This window comes from Bradyrhizobium sp. USDA 3650 (assembly GCF_054057395.1).
In genome coordinates this window covers 6,871,717-6,889,149 of record NZ_JBSRZG010000001.1, presented here as the reverse complement: position 1 = coordinate 6,889,149, position 17,433 = coordinate 6,871,717, and the positions used below count along the sequence as shown (strand labels likewise).

Annotated in this window: 14 protein-coding genes and 1 pseudogene; 5 read left to right on the top strand and 10 right to left on the bottom strand. The window is 63.6% G+C overall.

Annotated elements, in window-relative coordinates; all coding sequences use genetic code 11:
- Positions 1–56: 56 nt before the first annotated feature.
- From ACVIN2_RS32315 to ACVIN2_RS32280, 8 genes and pseudogenes are all read right to left on the bottom strand, one after another.
- Positions 57–650: pseudogene (locus ACVIN2_RS32315) on the bottom strand (cytochrome ubiquinol oxidase subunit I); the annotation flags it as partial.
- Between the two features lie 197 nt (positions 651–847).
- Positions 848–1,612 carry a YoaK family protein gene (locus ACVIN2_RS32310; protein ID WP_456768671.1) on the bottom strand — a complete coding sequence of 255 codons (765 nt, stop codon included), beginning with the start codon at positions 1,610–1,612 and terminating at the stop codon, positions 848–850.
- Positions 1,536–2,372, bottom strand: coding sequence for a formate dehydrogenase accessory sulfurtransferase FdhD (fdhD, locus tag ACVIN2_RS32305; RefSeq protein ID WP_456768670.1), 837 nt, complete (start codon positions 2,370–2,372; stop codon positions 1,536–1,538). Before fdhD ends, ACVIN2_RS32310 begins: the two co-directional genes overlap by 77 nt.
- A 3-nt stretch (positions 2,373–2,375) precedes the next feature.
- Positions 2,376–2,975, bottom strand: a complete 600-nt coding sequence (locus ACVIN2_RS32300; protein WP_456768669.1) for an HdeD family acid-resistance protein — start codon at positions 2,973–2,975, stop codon at positions 2,376–2,378.
- Positions 2,976–3,047: 72 nt separating this feature from the next.
- Positions 3,048–3,248 (bottom strand): hypothetical protein, encoded by a 201-nt coding sequence (locus tag ACVIN2_RS32295; RefSeq protein WP_456768668.1) that lies wholly within the window; start codon positions 3,246–3,248, stop codon positions 3,048–3,050.
- Positions 3,249–3,257: 9 nt separating this feature from the next.
- Positions 3,258–3,758 (bottom strand): Dps family protein, encoded by a 501-nt coding sequence (locus ACVIN2_RS32290; protein ID WP_456769845.1) that lies wholly within the window; start codon positions 3,756–3,758, stop codon positions 3,258–3,260.
- A gap of 62 nt (positions 3,759–3,820) precedes the next feature.
- On the bottom strand, positions 3,821–4,384 hold the full coding sequence (locus ACVIN2_RS32285) for a cytochrome b (protein WP_456768667.1): 564 nt from the start codon (positions 4,382–4,384) through the stop codon (positions 3,821–3,823).
- Complete coding sequence (locus tag ACVIN2_RS32280) at positions 4,381–5,436, bottom strand: catalase family peroxidase (RefSeq protein ID WP_456768666.1); 1,056 nt, start codon at positions 5,434–5,436, stop codon at positions 4,381–4,383. The genes ACVIN2_RS32285 and ACVIN2_RS32280 overlap by 4 nt, the downstream gene beginning before the upstream one ends.
- A gap of 350 nt (positions 5,437–5,786) precedes the next feature.
- On the opposite strand from ACVIN2_RS32280, the gene ACVIN2_RS32275 reads away from it, so the two are divergent.
- Positions 5,787–6,680 carry an SDR family NAD(P)-dependent oxidoreductase gene (locus ACVIN2_RS32275; protein WP_456768665.1) on the top strand — a complete coding sequence of 298 codons (894 nt, stop codon included), beginning with the start codon at positions 5,787–5,789 and terminating at the stop codon, positions 6,678–6,680.
- Positions 6,681–6,882: 202 nt separating this feature from the next.
- On the top strand, positions 6,883–9,753 hold the full coding sequence (locus ACVIN2_RS32270) for an ATP-binding protein (RefSeq protein WP_456768664.1): 2,871 nt from the start codon (positions 6,883–6,885) through the stop codon (positions 9,751–9,753).
- Positions 9,754–9,757: 4 nt separating this feature from the next.
- Here the strand turns inward: ACVIN2_RS32270 and ACVIN2_RS32265 are convergent, their stop codons facing one another.
- Both ACVIN2_RS32265 and ACVIN2_RS32260 read right to left on the bottom strand, forming a co-directional pair.
- The gene (locus tag ACVIN2_RS32265; protein WP_456768663.1) at positions 9,758–12,478 is read right to left on the bottom strand and encodes an ATP-binding protein; all 2,721 of its coding nucleotides are present in this window, start codon (positions 12,476–12,478) and stop codon (positions 9,758–9,760) included.
- A 245-nt stretch (positions 12,479–12,723) separates the two neighbouring features.
- A complete protein-coding gene (locus ACVIN2_RS32260; RefSeq protein WP_456768662.1) occupies positions 12,724–13,005 on the bottom strand; it encodes a hypothetical protein in 282 nt (93 codons plus the stop codon).
- 251 nt (positions 13,006–13,256) lie between these two features.
- On the opposite strand from ACVIN2_RS32260, the gene ACVIN2_RS32255 reads away from it, so the two are divergent.
- The 3 genes from ACVIN2_RS32255 to ACVIN2_RS32245 all read left to right on the top strand — a co-directional run bounded on the left by ACVIN2_RS32255 (position 13,257) and on the right by ACVIN2_RS32245 (position 17,414).
- Entirely contained in the window at positions 13,257–13,499 is a 243-nt protein-coding gene (locus ACVIN2_RS32255) for a hypothetical protein (protein ID WP_456768661.1), read from the top strand.
- 307 nt (positions 13,500–13,806) lie between these two features.
- On the top strand, positions 13,807–14,034 hold the full coding sequence (locus ACVIN2_RS32250) for a hypothetical protein (protein ID WP_456768660.1): 228 nt from the start codon (positions 13,807–13,809) through the stop codon (positions 14,032–14,034).
- Positions 14,035–14,516: 482 nt separating this feature from the next.
- On the top strand, positions 14,517–17,414 hold the full coding sequence (locus ACVIN2_RS32245) for an ATP-binding protein (protein WP_456768659.1): 2,898 nt from the start codon (positions 14,517–14,519) through the stop codon (positions 17,412–17,414).
- Positions 17,415–17,433: the final 19 nt, after the last annotated feature.

Here is a 17,433-nt window from a genome sequence, read left to right as displayed (position 1 = left end):
TGATCCGCGAGCGACATCGGCCGATTGGGCACGGGGACGTGGAGCGGCTTGCCGCCCACGCAGAACGCGCCAGTCAGATAGGACGCGAGCAGCATATGCGGAAACCGGACCCAGACCACGCGATTGAAGATGATCTGCGCCCAGTCATCAGGTACGAACTGGCCGTTCTGCAGGACGTAGCCGGTCGGCACCTGCATCCAGCTGTTGTTGACCATGATCCAGAACGCCGACAGCGTGGTTCCGAGCGCAACCATCGCGGTCGAGAACAGGTAGAACCATGGCGGCACCCGGGGTCGGCCGAAGATGAGGATGCCGAAGAAGCCCGCCTCCAGCATGAAGGCGGTGAATGTTTCGTAGGACAGAAGCGGGCCCTGGATCGGACCCGACATCTTCGAGAGCACGCTCCAGTTCGTTCCGAACTGAAATGCCATCACCACGCCCGATACGACGCCCATGCCGAAGGCCACGCCGAAGATCTTCAGCCAGAACGCGAACAGGGTCCGGTAGACGGGCTTGCCACTGTACTGGTGCATCGCTTCCAGCACGGTGAGCCAGGCCGCAAGCCCGATCGTGAATGCCGGGAAGATGATGTGGAACGAGATGGTGAAGGCGAATTGCAGCCGCGACAGGAGGAGTGCCGTCGGATCCATCGGAGAGCCTCCCGTTCGCTCACGCCCCTTCGCGGTCGCCCGCGCGCGAGCGGCCGATTGCAGAATGTTATCGACCTTGAGCACCGCGGCCGCACCCCCGAGCTTATCCGCGGGACGGCGCATGCGCTTCCGCGAACGAACGTCCTCTTTCCGAATGGCATGGTGAGCGCCTCTACCCGCAACAAGCGAGCGCGACGTCAATGCGAATGGCTTCGCCGGCGGCAGAGCCAGAGAACGTATATCGACGATGCAATCGGCAGAGCGAGGCTCCAGGTTCCCAACCATTTCGTCACGCAACCGCCGACGGCGGCCCCTAGCAGGAACGCCAAACAGAGCGTGAGCATGGTTCCGGCGCCGCGCGCCGCATCGCGATCAGGCGCCGCAACGAACTGATCCATGGCCCGGAGCATGTTGCCGGTGACCGTGACCGAGAGATATTTCCAGTGACCGACCTGTCTGAAGCTTGCCGACTGCAGCGCGACGCGAAACGAGATGACGAGGATCGTGATCTCATCCGAAACGCGATGAAGCAACAGCATCGTCGCGGCGAGACAGACGATCTCTCCGATGAGGCAACATAACGCCGCCCGGGTGCGAACCGCCGCCAACGCTCCCAGGACAAAGGCCACGAGTGGAAGAAGATGGTGAAGCGCGCGCTGCCATTGCCCTGATAGCGCGTAGATTCCGAGGAAGACAACATTGCCGGTTTGCGAGCTCGCGAAGACGCCGAGTGACAGCCAGGTAAACGCGTCGAGGAAACCGCCCGACATGCTCAGCACAGAGGCAACCAGCAGCGATCGTTCCGGGGCACAGGCTTCGACGCTTGTCCCGGCCAGGGGCTCCAGTGCTGCAGTTTGCATGGCCATATTCGCGGGTCCGCCGAAGTCAGCAGCCGGCGCGCGGGGCGGCCTCGTCAGGCAGCAGAACACGGTGCGGATGCGTGAACACGCCGTATCCGTCATCGCGGGCGACGGCGAGTAGCGTGATTCCCGCCTCGTTCGCGGTCTGGATCGCGAGCGCTGTCGGCGCGGAAACGGCCACAACGACCGGCGCGCCGATCATCGCGGCCTTCTGCACCATCTCCACCGAAACCCGGCTCGTCAGCAGCACGGCGCTGTCGCAGGCTGACTTGCCGTCGCGGACGATTGCGCCGGCAAGCTTGTCGAGCGCATTGTGCCGGCCGACATCCTCCCTGATCAGAGCAATGCCGGTGCGAGGGCGCCACAAGGCTGCCGCGTGAACGGACCGCGTATGTTGGTTCAATATCTGGAGGGGAGACAGCGCATGCATGGCGTTCAGCAGGTCCCGCGCGTGAAAGGCAATGCCACGCCCTTCAACGCGTGACGGCGCGCGACGCGCCTGTTCGAGGCTTTCGATACCGCATAATCCGCATCCGACCGGACCGCTGATGGCGCGGCGGCGTGTGGCCAGGGTCGTCGCGCGGTCGCCGTCAAGCCACATCCGCACCTCCATGCCGAGTTCGTTCGAGATCAGCTCGATGCTCCTGATCTCGCTTGCGCGATCGATGATCGCCTCGGTCAGGCTGAAGCCGAGACCAAAATCCTCCAGATCGGCCGGCGTTCCCATCATCACGGCATGGGTCGATCCGTTGTAAGTGAGCGCAATGGCGCTCTCCTCGGCAACCAGTCGCGACGTCGATGTCGTGCGGCCACCGCGCCAGGCGATCTCCCGGTGCCGCGTGAATGTCGAACCTGTCATCATGGCTCAGACCGTCGCCGGCTCGGCCGAATGCCGCGAGGCTCGGCTTCTGAGCGGGAGCCCGAATGCAATAAAGCCCCAACCCTGGAAGACCAGATCCACGACCAGCATCGCACCGAGCAGCCACAGGCCGACGGCAGGCAAGACCGCAATCAGCATCGCGCCGACGCAGAACGTCACAACGCCGGCTGCCACGATCCAGCGCCAGCCCGCGGCCGGCCGCAGATGGAAACCCGTCCAGATCCGCGTCGCACCGGCAACGACCAGGAGAGCACACACCACGAGCGACAGCGTGAACGAAGCCAGCAGCGGATCGTAGAGGACGACGGCTCCGGCAGCGGCATAGACGATCCCGGCGAACAGCCAGAACAGGAAGCCGCGCAGGCCGTGCACCGAAAAGGCATGCACGATCTGGAAGATCCCGGCGACCGCCATGCTGACGCCGATGACGAGCACGGAGGCGAGGCTCGCCGCCATCAGATTGACCGATGCAATGCCGCCGAGGATCAGTTCAGCGACCCCCAGCGCAACGAACCAGCCCCATTTTCCGCTGATCGCGTGAACGGCCCTTCCGAGCGACGCCTTCGAGTTCGACATATCCGTCATGGCTTGACCCTTGTACGTATGACCGGCGTGCCGGTCGTGGACGTGGTCAAGCCTATAGAGATCCGCGTCCAGTCATCTTTCGAGGATGCAGCGCCATTGTTTCATCCGCACGATGCGGAGCGCTGCTGCGGGATTCACGACCGACGGGTACGTGGCGTGCGCCTGGTCGATCAATGCGAAGACGATCAGCCAGCAATACGCGGACGCGAGGATCTCCGTCGCTTCCGCGTCGTCGCAGCGCGCGGCCCGCTTCGCTTTGCGGCCGCATCCCATGCCAGGTGCTTACGAGTTCGGGCCGCCCCGGCCGGTCTCGTACAGGAACCAGATCCGCCGCTCCGTCTCGTCGATCCAGTTTTCCAGCAGGCTTGCGGTCGCGACGTCGCCGTATTCATCGCAGAGCTCGTGGACCCGGCGCATCTCCCGCGTCAGCTGCTGGTTGTCGCTGCGCAACTCGGCCAGCATCTCCTGCGGATCGACGTAATCCGCGTCGTTGTCGAGAATGCGCTGCTCGCGCGCGATCTGGCCGATCGAGCGCAGCGTGGTTCCGCCGATCTTGCGTGCCCGCTCGGCAATGTCGTCGGTCATGGCAAAGATCTGCTCGGCCTGCTCGTCGAGCATAAGGTGGTAGTCGCGAAAGTGCCTGCCCGACACGTGCCAGTGGAAGTTCTTGGTCTTCAGGTACAGCGCGAAGACATCAGCCAGCAGCGCTCTCAGTGCGGCTGGAACGTCCCGGTTCGCGTTGGCCCCGAGATCCGTTGGGGTTTGGATATCTGCTTTGGTCATTGTCATCATCCTTGTTGGAGGTTGAAAATTTGAGCCGCGCATGTCGCCGACGCGCCAAGCGCTCATTCTGCCGGCGTCGTCCTATTCCCGAGTGGAAAGAGTGCGATCGTCCCGAACACGCCGTCGCGGCGAACCATTGCGTGGAACAGCGCTGCCGCCAGATGCAGCAGCACGAGGGCAAAGAACGCGAAGCCCAGATAAAAATGAGCATTCCACAGCAGTGCGTGCGCGCGATCGCTCTGCGGCAGCAACGCCGGAATTTGAATCCCGCCGTACAGGACGACTGGATAAGCCGCGGCCCAGAGCATGCCGAGACCCAGCAACGGCATGATGATCATGAAGCCATAGAGGGCGAGATGCGACAATCTCGCTCCCAGCTTCATCGCCGGCGGAAGATCGGCCGGCAACGGCGGCGCGCCGTAATGGACCCGCAGGGCCAGCCTGATCACAACGAGGACCAGGAGCGTAAAGCCGAGCGTCTTGTGGATCTGGATGAGCGGCAGGTATTTCGGCGTTATGGTGGACACCATTCCGACGCCGATGAAGAGCATCGCGACGATACAGGCTGCCATCAGCCAGTGCAGCAGCCGCTGGATCGGGGCAAAACGATACGGAACGTTGCTCATGGCTGGGCCGCCCCGGTTCGCGGATAGTCGCCGGCTTCGGCCGCACGCAAATCGTAGGACTTGCGGTAGACTGACGAGCGCGCGGCCGGGAAAGGATCGTCTGACACCCGGATTCCCCGCGGCAGCACGGTCGGATCGAAGTTGATGTCGCGGCAGGGTCCATCCCGCTCGGGTTCGATCCGCTGGACGACAAGCGTTCCGACCTGCACCGTACGGCGCCCCTCGGGCCAAGCCTTGCTCGGGTCCGCGGTCGGATCACCGGGATCGGCGATGGTCGTGACCATGGTCCAGCGTTGCGAGCCGGCGGTCCGGACCCGCTCCGCTATCTCCTGCTCGAGAAAATCCGGGCCGCGCTTCTCCAGTTCGGCCTGTGACACCGGAACGACCGTTGCGGTCGGCCGCGGCGACCATCGCACCGCGCGCTCGCCGCCATTCGCATCCGTGAAGATGAAGCTGTTGAGGCCGTTGTAGGCATCCTCCGCATAGCTCGCGGTCCAGGGCGCCGTCTTGGCCCAGGTCGCGAAGGCGGCGAATTCCGGGTTTGCCTGGATGAAACTCTTCATCGCCTCCGGATCCTTCTTGCCGGATGCAATCAACAGATCGCGGAACGCATGCGGCGTCGACACTGCAAAGACCGGCGGGTCGATCAGCGCCATCCGCCACTCTTCGCCGTCCGCCGCTGCGATCTGCAACCCCAAACCGCGCACCCGCACGGTCGCATCCACGGCGTTCGGGTCGGCTGTGCCAAGATTGAAGCGGCCCAGGGCCGGATACGCGCCTCGCTCGAAGATTCTGGCCTTCGAGAGCTCCACGCCGTTTCCGTTGGACTCGAAGACGCCGGTGAAGCAGATTCCCTTGGCATGATTTCGCCGGTGCCCGAGCGGCGCGCCACTCGGAGGCGTCAGCGCCGAAATCATCTGCTCCGGCGTCAGGCGCCCGGGCGAGAGCCATCCCGCCGTGTAGGCGAACGCTGCAGCGCCGCCTCCGACGAGGACCACGATCAACACGAGCCAGCCAAGCCCCGAACGCGGCGAATTGCCTGACTGATTCATTGCTTCTCCTCGCCAAGCGCGCAAACCAACCCGCAGACCGGCCACGCGGCTCGCTCTGTCGAGCGGTTCGGGTTCTTTGTAGCCGCCGGCCAGGATCGCGATCTTCTGAAACCCACCGCCAATTTCGCGAAGGCACGTTCCGGCTGGTCCGATCAGCGGGAAGCGCCACTTTCGGGCTTTCTCGAAATAATTCGTGCGATCTGGAAATCGCCCGCCGGGCTCGAAAGACCCGTCGTGCAACCAGCGGCATTTCAGAGGTTCTTCACGCAAGGCCGGCAGTCGATCGACGAACGATGAACGTGTCGCGACGCTGGTGCCTTTGCGGATGCCGCAATGCGATTGGGGATCGAATGAGCAAAGTGATCGTCGTCACTGGAGCTGCAAACCGCATCGGACGAAGCACATGCCAGAAACTGGTTCAAGCCGGACATACGGTCTACGTTTCCATGCGGGAAATGGATGGCCAGGATGAGCCCGACGTCGGAGAGGCCGGAGCCGAGGCCGCGACGCGTGGCGCGGAACTCCGAACCATTGCGTTCGACGTCTCCTCGGAAGCCTCCGTAAACTCGGCCATCGATGCCATCGTCGCTGAGAACAACCGCCTCGACGTAATCGTGCACAATGCCCGGCAGGTCCTCTACGGGCCGGCGGAGGCCTTTACACCGGACCAGCTTGCGGAACTCTACGACACCAACGTTCTGAGTGCGCAAAGGCTCAATCGGGCCGCACTGCCGCAGCTGCGCAGGCAGGGCCATGGCTTGCTTATATGGGTCTCGTCGAGCAGCGCGCGTGGCGGCTCGGTCCCTTTCCTGGGAACCTATGCTTCGTCGAAGGCCGCACTGGACGCGCTGGCGCTCGGTTATGCCGGCGAGCTCGCGCGCTGGGGTGTCGAGACGACCATCATCGTCCCAAGTGCGCTCGGACCCAGCCACTACGTTCGCTCCGGCCGTCCGCGCGACACCATCAGGGCCGAGGAATATGCGGATGGTCCGACGGCCGATTTGAGCGAGATCGCAGTATCGGCACTTGCGCAGCTGTCAGCAAAGGAGCGAACTCCGCAAGACGTCGCAGCCGCAATCGCCGATATCGTCGACATGCCATTCGGACAGCGTCCGCTGCGTGTTCATTTCGGCCCGGACGATGATGGAGCTGCAGCCGTCGATGCCGTCGCCGACAGCGTCCGCGCGGAACTGCTCCGCCGGATCGGACTGGAAGACATTCTCAAGCCGGCATCGATCGGATAGGGCGGGCGCGTCGTGGCGTCGCACGTTCAAGCCTCAGACGAAAGTGATAGAGCCCGATGCTTTACCCTGAAACGACCGGATGTTACCGTTTGAGCGCCACTGCGGTCGCACGTCTTGGTGTGCTTCCAAATCACAGAACGTGACGAGTCGTGCGCCGGGTTGATGTCCCAAAATGGCCCCCCGCTGGCAAAGTAACGACTTGATGGCCCAAGCTGGCCGCCCCGCCGAAGACGAGTCCGCCCGGGAGATTTTTCTCTTCGGGCCGTTTCGCCTCGACCCCTCGCAGAGGCGGATTGAACGAAACGGGACTCCGCTCCAACTATCGGGTCGCGCATTCGACATCCTGCTCGCGCTGGTCCGGCAGGCCGGCAACGTCGTCAGCAAGACGGATCTGATCGCCAGGACATGGCCTGGCACCGCTGTTGAGGAAAACAGCCTGCGTGTCCATATCGCCGCACTCCGCAAGGCCCTCGGAGACGGCAATGCCGGCGCCAGATATCTGAGCACGGTCTCCGGCCAAGGCTACTGCTTCGTCGCGGCGGTCTCGCGCCCGGAACAGAGGCAACCCGCGCCGACCAATCCGACTTACGTCCACAATTTGCCGGCGCATCCCTGGCAGATGGTGGGACGTGAGCGAGCTATCCAGGACATCTCGGACAAGCTGCGAGCCCACCGCTTCGTCACGGTGGTCGGCCCGGGCGGCATCGGCAAGACCACGGTCGTCGTTTCCGCGGGCCATGCCTTGCTCGCGGAATTCGCCGGTCGTGTCCACTTCGTCGGCCTCGGCGAGACCGGCAACGCCGCTCCGGTGCCGGCGATCGTCGCGTCTTCGCTGGGGCTTCTGGTTCGATCGAATGATCCCACGAGCAGCCTCGCGACATTCCTGCGCGACAAGCGCATGCTCCTCATGCTGGACTGCTGCGAGCATGTCATCGAAGCGGCCGCAGCGCTGGCGGAACGGCTCTACCAGGCGGCACCCGAGCTGCACATCCTGGCCACGAGCCGCGAGTTGCTGCGCGTCGAAGGCGAGTTCACATACCGTCTCCCGCCCCTGCCGAGCCCGCCGGAGAAGGCCATTCTGACGGCCGCAAATGCTCTCGCCTACCCTTCGGTAAAACTCTTCGTGGAGCGTGCGACCGCGGGAGGCGGCGAGTTCACGCTGACGGATGCGAACGCCTCCGACGTCGGCAACCTCTGCCATCGGCTCGACGGCATCCCGCTAGCGATCGAGCTCACCGCCGGCCATGTGGCCGCATACGGCGCGAGAGCGATGGTCCAGCTCCTCGACCAGCACCTCAATCTGCTCTGGGAGGGACGACGCACCGCGCTGCCCCGACACCGCACGCTGCGCGCAACCATCGAATGGAGTTACGATCTTCTCTCCGAACCGGAGCGCGTAATCCTCCGCCGGCTGTCGGTGTTTGTCGGCAGCATGACCCTGGAGGCCGCGCGGTCGATTGCCGCGACCACGGAGAACGACGACGCGATCCTTGCGATCATCGACAGTCTCGTCGCCAAGTCGATGCTTGCACTGAACACCGCCTCGCAACCGACCCGCTACCGCCTCGCGGATTCGACCCGGGCGTACGCGCAAGAGAAACTTGCCGCCAGCGGCGACGCCCGTGCGATTTTGCACTGTCACGCCCGCTACTTTCTCGGTCTCCTTGAAAGGATCGCGGGCAAAGCGGACCGGGACCTTTCGGCGGCGGCCGAGGAATTCGGCAACATACGGGCCGCGCTGACGTGGTGCTTCTCGGATCAGGGAGACCGCACAACCGGCGTGGCCCTCGTCGCGGCATCGATACCGCTCTTCTTCAAGCTGTCGCTCCTGCCGGAATCCGAACTCTGGGTGACCCGCGCCATCGAAGCACTGGACGAAACCGATGCAAGCAGCAGGCACGGTCTCATCCTTCATACTGCGCTTGGAGCCGCCCGCATGCTCACGGGACAGCTGGATGAGCTTGGCGCAAATCACCTCCGCCGCGCGCTCGCTCTGACCGAAAAGTTCGGTGACATACCAGAGCAGATCCGTTTGATCGACCAGTTGCATCTGCTGCAATTGTTCGTCGGAAAATATGATGAGGCATTGGCTACCGCCAAACGTGGCGAAACCATTGCGCTGACCAGCAACGATTCCAATGCCGTCGCGCGCATGCGCGTGTTGCTCAGCATCTCCTGCCAGTATCTCGGCAGGTTCGTTGACTCTCGCTCATACATCGAAGCGGCGTTGCGTCATTCGGGCCTGGATGGGGACGTCCTTAGCGGCCTCACCCTCGAATATCCCAAACGCGCTCAAATCACCCTTGCGCGCGTCCTCTGGCTTCAGGGACATCCCGATCAGGCGACGCAACTGGTGCGCCGGGCCATCTCGGACGTTATCGCAACGAATCATCCGGTCATGTTCTGCCGAGCGTTGCCATGGGCATTCGGCGTCTTCTTCTGGAATGGCGACACGGAGGATTGTGAGGAACATGTCGACAGGTTCATCGTGGAGGCCCGAAGGCACAACCTCGCCATCCTCCAGATGGTCGGCGAGGCCATGAAGGGGATTACGCTGCTGGCCCGCAGCGAGACCGGCATCGGGCTCGCGATGCTGAAAGGTTCGATCGAGAAGCTGCAGAGCCGGAATTTCGGTGCAGTGGCGGGGCTTCGCATGCCCCTCGCCGAAGCCCTGGCGGCGACAGGTCATGGCGACGAAGCCCTGGACACCATTGATCGGGCGATTGCCCAGGCCCGGCACTGCAACTTCATGATGGACATGCCCGACATGTTGCGCGCCAGAGCGGAAGCGCTGATGCGCAAGAGAAGTCCGGATCTTCCGCAAGCGGAGCTGAGCCTCGTGCAGGCGCTCGACGTCGCCCGCCATCAGGGAGCGCTAGGCTATGAGCTTCGCGCGGCGATCGCGCTTGCGAGGCTATGGCAGCGAGGCGGGCGCCGCCACGAGGCACACGATATGCTTGCGTCCGTCTATCGGCGGTTTACCGAGGGATTCCACACGCGCAGCCTCGAGACGGCGAGGGAATTGCTGGCTGAGCTGAGCCCGCCGCGCTCGTGCTCGTTTGCGGCCAAGTGATCGCCTACGATCCCAACTTCGACATCATTGCGCGCGCATCACGGAGGTCGGCCGTCTCGAAACCCTCGGTGAACTTGCCGTATACGAATGCGAGAACACGGCGTGCATCGGCCGGTTGCCCCTCACTCGCGCTCAATCGTGCCACGCTGATCGCCGTTCGCAGCTCCCAGGCCAAGGCGCCCTGGGTCCGCGCCACCTCGAACGCCCTCTCGAACACCTGCTTGGCGGCGCTCGTCGAGCGGTGCTCGCCCGGAAGCAACAGCAATTCGCCCTTGATGCGCCAGAGCTCGGCGACATACCACCCCTCGTCCCTCGCCTCGCATCGCGCGAGCGCCTCGTCGGCGGTCGCGAGCCCCTGCGATACCTCGCCGGCCTCTCCGAGACATACCGCGAGTTCGCCGAGGGGAAGCAGAAACCGCGGCAGGTGCCGCGCCTCGCCCGCGAGTTCGAGCGCCTTGCGCAGCAGCGGCAATCCGGTCGCGAGGTCGCCCCGGCGCGAGATCAAGAGGCCCCTGAAGGCGCGCGCCCACAGATTCCACAAGCGGATCGGATGACGCTCAGTGTGTTCGAGCAGCATCGTACAATAGCGCTCGGCCGCGTCGAGATCGCCGGCCAGGAACGCAATCGGGCAGGCGCCCTGGCCAAGGACACTGCAGAATGTGAGTGCGTGCCCGCTGGTCCAGCCTTCCTCGACGTTGTGCTCGACGACGCTCAGGGCCTGATCCGCGAGCCCGAGCAACCACAGGATCCGCGCCTGGAAATAGCGCGTCGAGACCCGCAGGTCGAACCGGAAACGAATGACCTGCGGCTTTGCCGCAAGTTCCGAGAGCCGCGACAGGGTTCGCCCGATATGATGATGAGCGAGCCGCTGGTCGCCGCGATAATGCAGCGTGGTTGCGAGAAGCCGATCGGCCATCATGCGGTCGACGGGATTTCCGGAGTCGACCACGACCTCCGCGAAGCGATTCGCAAATTCAAGCGCCCTGCGGAATTCGCCGTTGTTGAACTGATCGATGCAGAGCCCCCACAGCGCGCGCAACAGGTAATCCCTGTCACCGAGCTGCTCGGCGAGCTGCAGGGTCGCAGCCCAGGCGGGACCAGCCTCCCGGGCCCGGCCAACACCGTACATCAGCGACCAGCCGCGCGCGGCCGACAGCTGCATGCGGAGCCGCGGTGCGTTCGCAGCCGTCGGATCGAGCCGTGCCAGGGCGAGTTCGGTCCGCTCGCGGCATTCACTGAGGAGCGACAACTGCACCCATAGCGGGACCGCAGCCGCCGTCAACGCCGCACCGATTTGCGGGTCTCCGCCGGAGGAGAAGGCCCAATCGAGGCTCGTTCGCACGTTATCGATGTGACGGCCATAGATCGCGAGCCACTCCGCCTGCGGCTTCACTTCGCTGTCGGCTTCGGCGCGGGCAAAGAATCCGGAATAGTATTTGGCCTGGCGGCGGGCGGCGTCGGGAAATTCTCCGGCGGCCTGCAGCTTCTCCAATGCATAAGCGCGCGTGGTATCCAGCAGGCGATAATGAGGCCTGTCGCCGCGAATATCGGCGAGAACAAGCGACTTCGCCACCAGCCTCGCGAGCTGTCCGGTCACGTCGCCGATACACTCGCCGGCAAGCGCGATCACTGCATCGAGCTGGAACTCGCCAGCGAATATGCCGAGCTGCCGGAGCAGCCACGCCTCGTCGTCCGGCAAGAGGTCGTAGCTCCAGTCGAGCGTTGCGCGCAACGTTTGCTGCCGCGGCAACGCCGTGCGTCGGCCGGTCGTCAAGAATTTGAACCTGTCGTCGAGAAGTGCCGCGATCTTTGGTGGGCTGAGCATGACCGCGCGCGCCGCCGCAAACTCGATCGCAAGTGGAATGCCGTCCAGCCGCCGGCAGATCGCCGCGATGGCGCCGATGTTCTCCTCGTCGGGCGCGAAGTTTGAACCCAGCGCCTTGGCCCTGCTCGTGAACAATTCCACTGCGCTATACGCAGAAGCGCCGCCGGGTTCGAGCCGGGCTTCAGGCGGCACGCCGAGCGGAGGCACGCGGTAGACATGCTCCCCCTCGATGCGTAGCGCCTCCCGGCTCGTCGCTACAATAATCGTCCCAGAACAGTGGCTGACGACAAGTTCAGCCACCTGCGCCACGGCATCGATGACATGTTCGCAATTGTCGAGAACGAGCAACAATGGTCGAGAGCCGATCGCACGCGCGATGGCGTCCGGCGAAATCTCCTCGCCCTCGAGCTTGGTGCCAAGCACGCCGGCGATGACCGAGCAGACGAGCCTGGGGTCGGATAGCGAGGCCAGTTCGACGAGCAACCGATCACCCGCAAAGCCGGGCGGCGGCGTTCTTGCGGCCTCCAGCGCCAGCGCCGTCTTTCCGATGCCGCCGGGCCCGACCAGGCTCACCACGCGATAGGCCGACAGAAGCCGCCACACATGTGCAATCGCGGCAGCCCGGCCAATGAGATTAAACGACGCGCTGGGAATGTTGATCGACGGCAGCACGCCGGTTGCGACAGATTGTAGCGGGGTCTCCATATGCCGGATCCGCCACGTTCCCCGCAAACGATAGCCGCGCCCAACGGTGGTCGAGAGCATGTCGCGGTCGGGACCAAGCGCCTTTCGGATCGCCGCGATATGCACCCGAAGCGCACTCTCCTCGACAAAGACGCCCCGCCAGACCCGCTCCGTCAGGTCGTTCCTGGTGACGAGCTGGCCCTGCGCTTGAACCAATTCCGCAAGAATCTCAAAGGCACGTCCGCCTAAAGGAACAAGCTCTCCGGCCGAGCGCAATTCGCGTCTGACAAGATCGATCTCCCATTCCGCGCAAATGTAGACGGGGCGCTGGCCTGGCTCAGCCATCATTGGGACAGCCCAAGCGGTTTCATCATCTTCGGTCCAGCTTACCATCAACCCTTTCGAAAGACACAAATTGCCGGACGGCGCAGCCGCTAGCCCCCGTCTCGCAATGGCGCTGTTCAGCAGCCGCGGCAGATTGATGCTTCCAGCATCTTCTCGAGCCGGATGTCATCCTTGGCGATGGTCTGGTCCGTGCCGAGCAATGGCCCCTTCATCGCGTGACCACCGCCGTCGGACGATGGAAGCGCGGTGCCCAGCGAATTCGTGCCCGGCGCGGCGGCGCTCGTACCGAGCGCACCGCCGCTCCCCATCGACACATGCGATCCCGTGCCGCCGCGGGCCAACGCAGTGCCCGAGAGCGCAACGCTAGCGACGACGCAGATAGCAGCAAATAATCTCATGGGTCACAACTCCAGATGTTCAAACGACCTGCGTCCCAGAGACGTGCACAGGACGCGTTTGACCACGCACATTCGCGCGAGGATTCTGACAAGCGTGACAGACTCTTCCCGCAAGAGTGATGCACCTGCGCGGGGGTTTTCCACCAGGACAACCTACATCATCATCAAGAATAATTTTCGGAAACGCCACCAGCCGAGCAGCGATCGTCGCCAAGCGCCTCTCCGCACACAGCAAACAATGGAGAATCGCTATGAATGCATTCAAGATCCTGATCGCCGCGGCGCTGATCTCAACCGCAACGGTATCATCCGCGTCCGCAGCCTGGTCCTTCGCCGATCAGGAGCCGGCAGCCTTTGCATCGATGTATCCCGATCGCGACGTGCTGAATGGCGGCGCGCTGACACCTGCTGGACGAATGGGCCTCGAGCGCCCCGGCGGCGCGGCGCCCGTCTTCGGCATGGACCAGCTTCACAACCGGCACTGGCGTCATTGAGGAGATATCGCAAGCAAGCATCATGCGCCCTGCCAATTGCAGATGAGAGTACCTACAACCAGGAGCGCGACCGCGCCACGCAACGCGCCCCTCGGACCTCACAGCCAGCAGGCGACGTCATCACCTGATTAGGGCGCGAAGCTCCTGATCGGATGAGTCGTCAATGTCTGAAGTCAACGCGCTTCGACGACTCCGTGCAAAGACGAAAATGTTCGTTCGATCAACGCTATGGATCCGACGCGCGAACGCACATGTCTCACTTGCGGGCCGGGGCGTTCCCGGCGTCGCTTTCTCAAGGAGATGTTCGATGACGACACTGAAGCTCTTGTCGGCCGGATTCGTGGTCGCAGCCATGATTGCCTCCCCCGCGATGGCTCGCGAAGGCAGCGCGAAGCGCACCAATGTCGACGCCTATGCGTCGGCTCAGCGCGTCCCGGTCACCTCCAAGCGTGGCTGCGTCCGTGCTCCCGACGTCGGCGCGTACGCAACCGCTCCCTGGCGCCGGCCGCCGTGCGAGCCCACCTCGGGCTATTGAGTTCGCGAACCGGAGCAAGTCCGGTCGACGCCGGCTGGAAGTTGATGGTCTCGACGTTCCGGATTCAACCTCTCGGCGGAGGAAGGGCGGCGGCTCACGATCGGGCCGCCGTTCTTGCGACCGGTGCACGTCTCCGGCACGCATTTGTACTCCGGAATCCTTGCCCGACGATTTTCGGCGATGTGAGCAAATGACGCTTCCATTGATGGCATCAGGCTCCTTCCGACCGACTCTCCCATTGTGACACACACCCGGCTGCTGTCACGAATTCGTGTGTCGAACACGAACGCGTCGGGTGTCAGCATCGACGATGAACGAAGCCGCCGGCGACCGGGCGGGCCTTCTTGACACGCCGATAATCTCCCCTGTACGACAGCCCAAGCGCATTCGCGCTTTCAAATTCTTGCCAAGGGTCGGTGATCTCAAGGACGGGCTCGTGATTCCCCGGGATCATGGTAGCGAAGTTGATGCACGGACCCGTCATGTCATCGCCGGTTGACCGCACCTACTCTTTCGGAAATTGGCTGATCGATTGCCAACGCCGAGAACTGAGATACGACAACGACATCGTGCCGATCGGCAGCCGCGCGTTCGAGATACTCGAGAAGCTGGTCGGCTCGGCGGGTCTTCTCGTCACCAAGGATGATTTGATCGGAAGCGTCTGGTCGGGCCTGACCGTCGAAGACAACACGCTTCAGGTTCATATCTCGGCCGTTCGCAAGGCGCTCGGCGAGGATCGCAATCTCCTCAAGACGGTTTCGGGCCGCGGATATATGCTCGCCGGAACCTGGCGAAGCGGGCATCTGGATCACCCTGCCGCCGCACCGATAACGAGTCCCGCCGACGCGCCCTTTTCCAGCAACCTGCCGAGCATCCGTGCGCCTCTTATCGGTCGCGAGGATTGCATGAGCCAATTGGTCGATGTGCTTTCGGCCTATCGGGCCATTACTCTCGTCGGACCCGGCGGCATCGGAAAAACCAAGCTGGCAATCGAGCTGGCGCGCAGCGTCGCGCCTGCCTTCAACGATTCCGTGGCGCTGGTCGAGCTCGCGACTCTGCAGGATGCGGCACTTGTGGCATCCGCATGCGCACGCGCACTCAAGCTCGCCTCGAATGACAAGGAAGTCTCGGCCGCGAGCATTGCCCAGGCCATCGGGACCCGCCGTCTGCTTCTTGTCCTGGACAATTGCGAGCATGTGATCGAAGTGGCGGCGCAAATCGCCAGTGCCATGCTTCGCTATTGCCCGAACGTCACCGTTCTCGCGACCAGCCGCGAAGGTCTCCGCATCGACGGCGAATATGTTGCAGCCATCCCAGCGCTGTCGGTTCCTGATCCCGACATGCACGATCCCGATCTGCTGCTGCGGGAAAGCGCGGTGCAGTTGTTCGTCGCACGGACGCAAGCCCTGCGCGCCAGCTTCGTCGCAGGCACGGAAGAGCTCCGGAAGATTGCCGCCATCTGTCGCCGCCTCGACGGCATTCCGCTCGCATTGGAATTTGCCGCGGCCCGGGCCGCCAATCTCGGCGTGGACACCGTACTGCTCCGTCTCGACAAGCGCTTCGAGCTCCTGAACGGCGGCCGCCGTGACCAGTTGCCGCGCCACCAGACTCTCCGGGCGACACTGGACTGGAGCTATGACCTTTTACCCCCGGCAGAGCAGGATCTACTGTGCCGTCTCGCGGTGTTTCCGGCCGGCTTCGCCCTCGACGCGGCCATCGCGATGATGGACGACATTTTGTCGCGGTCGGACGTCATTGAAACCCTGTTCAATCTGGTCGGGAAATCGCTGGTGTCGCTAGACCCCTCATTCGAGGGGCGTTGGCGTCTCCTGGAGAGCACCCGCGCTTATGCGCTGGAGAAGCTCGCGGACGCAGGCCGCGTCGAACAGGCTGCCAGGCGGCAGGCCGGCTTTCTCAGGCAGATCATAGCGCCACTCGGCGATGCCTCTCCCGCTCCCGAGGACATCTCCCGTTTCGCCCAGGAGATCGGCAACGTGCATGCAGCGCTCGACTGGGCGTTCTCGCCCGGTGGGGATACCGAGCTTGGCATCGAGCTGACGGCCGGCTTCGTTCCGGTATGGATGCAGTTGCTGTCCTTCGTGGAATGCTCGACGCGGATCGAGCACGCTCTTGCGCATTTCAGTCCCGGGTTCACCTACGTTCCGAAGCTCAAGGCGCAGCTCTATGTCGCGTTGGGTTTCGCGCTTCTCAACACGGCGGGAACAGCGGACCGCATGAAGGCGGCGCTGAGCATCGGTCTCGCGCTCGCCGAGGAACTGTCCGACCTCGAGCTTCAGCTCAGGGCGGTCTGGACGCTGTGGAGCTATAACCTCAACTCGGGTCAATATGCCGCGGCCAAGGAGGTCGGCGAACGCTACCTCGACATCGCGCTGCGCACCGGGAGCCCCGCCAACGAGGCGGTCGGCCGTCGCCTGATCGGCGCCGCCACGCATTTTTTCGGAATGCAGGAGGATGCACGACGCGAGCTGACGTTGTCGCTGGATCATTCGGCTCACGGATTGAACGGCAGTGCGAACCAGATGTGGTTTCTGCTGAACCAGAGTGTGCTTGCCAAGGCGATGTTGGCGCGCGTCCTGCTGCTGCAGGGCAAGATCGCCCAGAGCAGATCTCTGGCCGCCGAGTGCCTCGAGGAGGCCCAGCGTGAGAAGGACAAGCTTGCGATCGCCTACGCACTCCGCAACGCCGTGTGCCCGATCGCGCTGATGACGCATGATCTTGCCGCCGCGGATCAGGCGATATCCTCCCTTCTCGAGCTCGTCACGCGCGAGGGAATAGCTTTCTGGACCAGCTGGACGTCCTGCCTGAAGGGACAATTGCTGGTTCTGCAAGGCAAGCATCACGACGGAATAGCGCTGCTGCGCAGTGGCCTGAAGGCTCGGACCGAGAACGGCTGGCTGATGCGCAATCCCGAGTTTCTCGGATCGCTTGCCGAAGGCCTGCTCGCAAGCGGCGAGGCTGCGCAGGCCCTGACCGCGGTGGAAGAGGCCTTGTCGATGTCGCGGCGGGGCCGGCAATTGTGGTGCCTTGCCGATCTCTTGAGGATCAAGGCTGAAATTCTCCTGGCCAACGATCCATCCGATCTGTCTCGATCCGAATTGCTGTTCGGCGAAGGACTGTCCGTGGCCAGGGACCAGCAATGCCCCTTTTACGAGCTGAAGGTTGCCGCGGCATGGGCAAGGATCATGTCGGGATCGAACCGTCAGCAGAGGGCGCTCGATCTCGTCGGTCCGGTCAGCGCTCTGTTCGATCAGGAGGTCGATCTTCCAGCCCTCGTCTTTGCCCGTACTCTGGCTGAAATATCGGGCATCTCGCTTTCGACATGCGACGACGACCGGCCCCCGTCTTGCACCTGCCACTAGGTGACGATGCCTTCCGACC

Bases quoted from the DNA above. Each gene is read 5' to 3' on its own strand.
- ACVIN2_RS32300 (WP_456768669.1), bottom strand. From the start codon at position 2,975: ATGACGGATATGTCGAACTCGAAGGCGTCGCTCGGAAGGGCCGTTCAC.
- ACVIN2_RS32310 (WP_456768671.1), bottom strand. From the start codon at position 1,612: ATGACGGATACGGCGTGTTCACGCATCCGCACCGTGTTCTGCTGCCTG.
- ACVIN2_RS32285 (WP_456768667.1), bottom strand. From the start codon at position 4,384: ATGAGCAACGTTCCGTATCGTTTTGCCCCGATCCAGCGGCTGCTGCAC.
- ACVIN2_RS32290 (WP_456769845.1), bottom strand. From the start codon at position 3,758: ATGACCAAAGCAGATATCCAAACCCCAACGGATCTCGGGGCCAACGCG.
- ACVIN2_RS32280 (WP_456768666.1), bottom strand. From the start codon at position 5,436: ATGAATCAGTCAGGCAATTCGCCGCGTTCGGGGCTTGGCTGGCTCGTG.
- ACVIN2_RS32275 (WP_456768665.1), top strand. From the start codon at position 5,787: ATGAGCAAAGTGATCGTCGTCACTGGAGCTGCAAACCGCATCGGACGA.
- ACVIN2_RS32270 (WP_456768664.1), top strand. From the start codon at position 6,883: ATGGCCCAAGCTGGCCGCCCCGCCGAAGACGAGTCCGCCCGGGAGATT.
- ACVIN2_RS32250 (WP_456768660.1), top strand. From the start codon at position 13,807: ATGACGACACTGAAGCTCTTGTCGGCCGGATTCGTGGTCGCAGCCATG.
- ACVIN2_RS32245 (WP_456768659.1), top strand. From the start codon at position 14,517: ATGTCATCGCCGGTTGACCGCACCTACTCTTTCGGAAATTGGCTGATC.
- ACVIN2_RS32295 (WP_456768668.1), bottom strand. From the start codon at position 3,248: ATGGGATGCGGCCGCAAAGCGAAGCGGGCCGCGCGCTGCGACGACGCG.
- ACVIN2_RS32260 (WP_456768662.1), bottom strand. From the start codon at position 13,005: ATGAGATTATTTGCTGCTATCTGCGTCGTCGCTAGCGTTGCGCTCTCG.
- fdhD (WP_456768670.1), bottom strand. From the start codon at position 2,372: ATGATGACAGGTTCGACATTCACGCGGCACCGGGAGATCGCCTGGCGC.
- ACVIN2_RS32255 (WP_456768661.1), top strand. From the start codon at position 13,257: ATGAATGCATTCAAGATCCTGATCGCCGCGGCGCTGATCTCAACCGCA.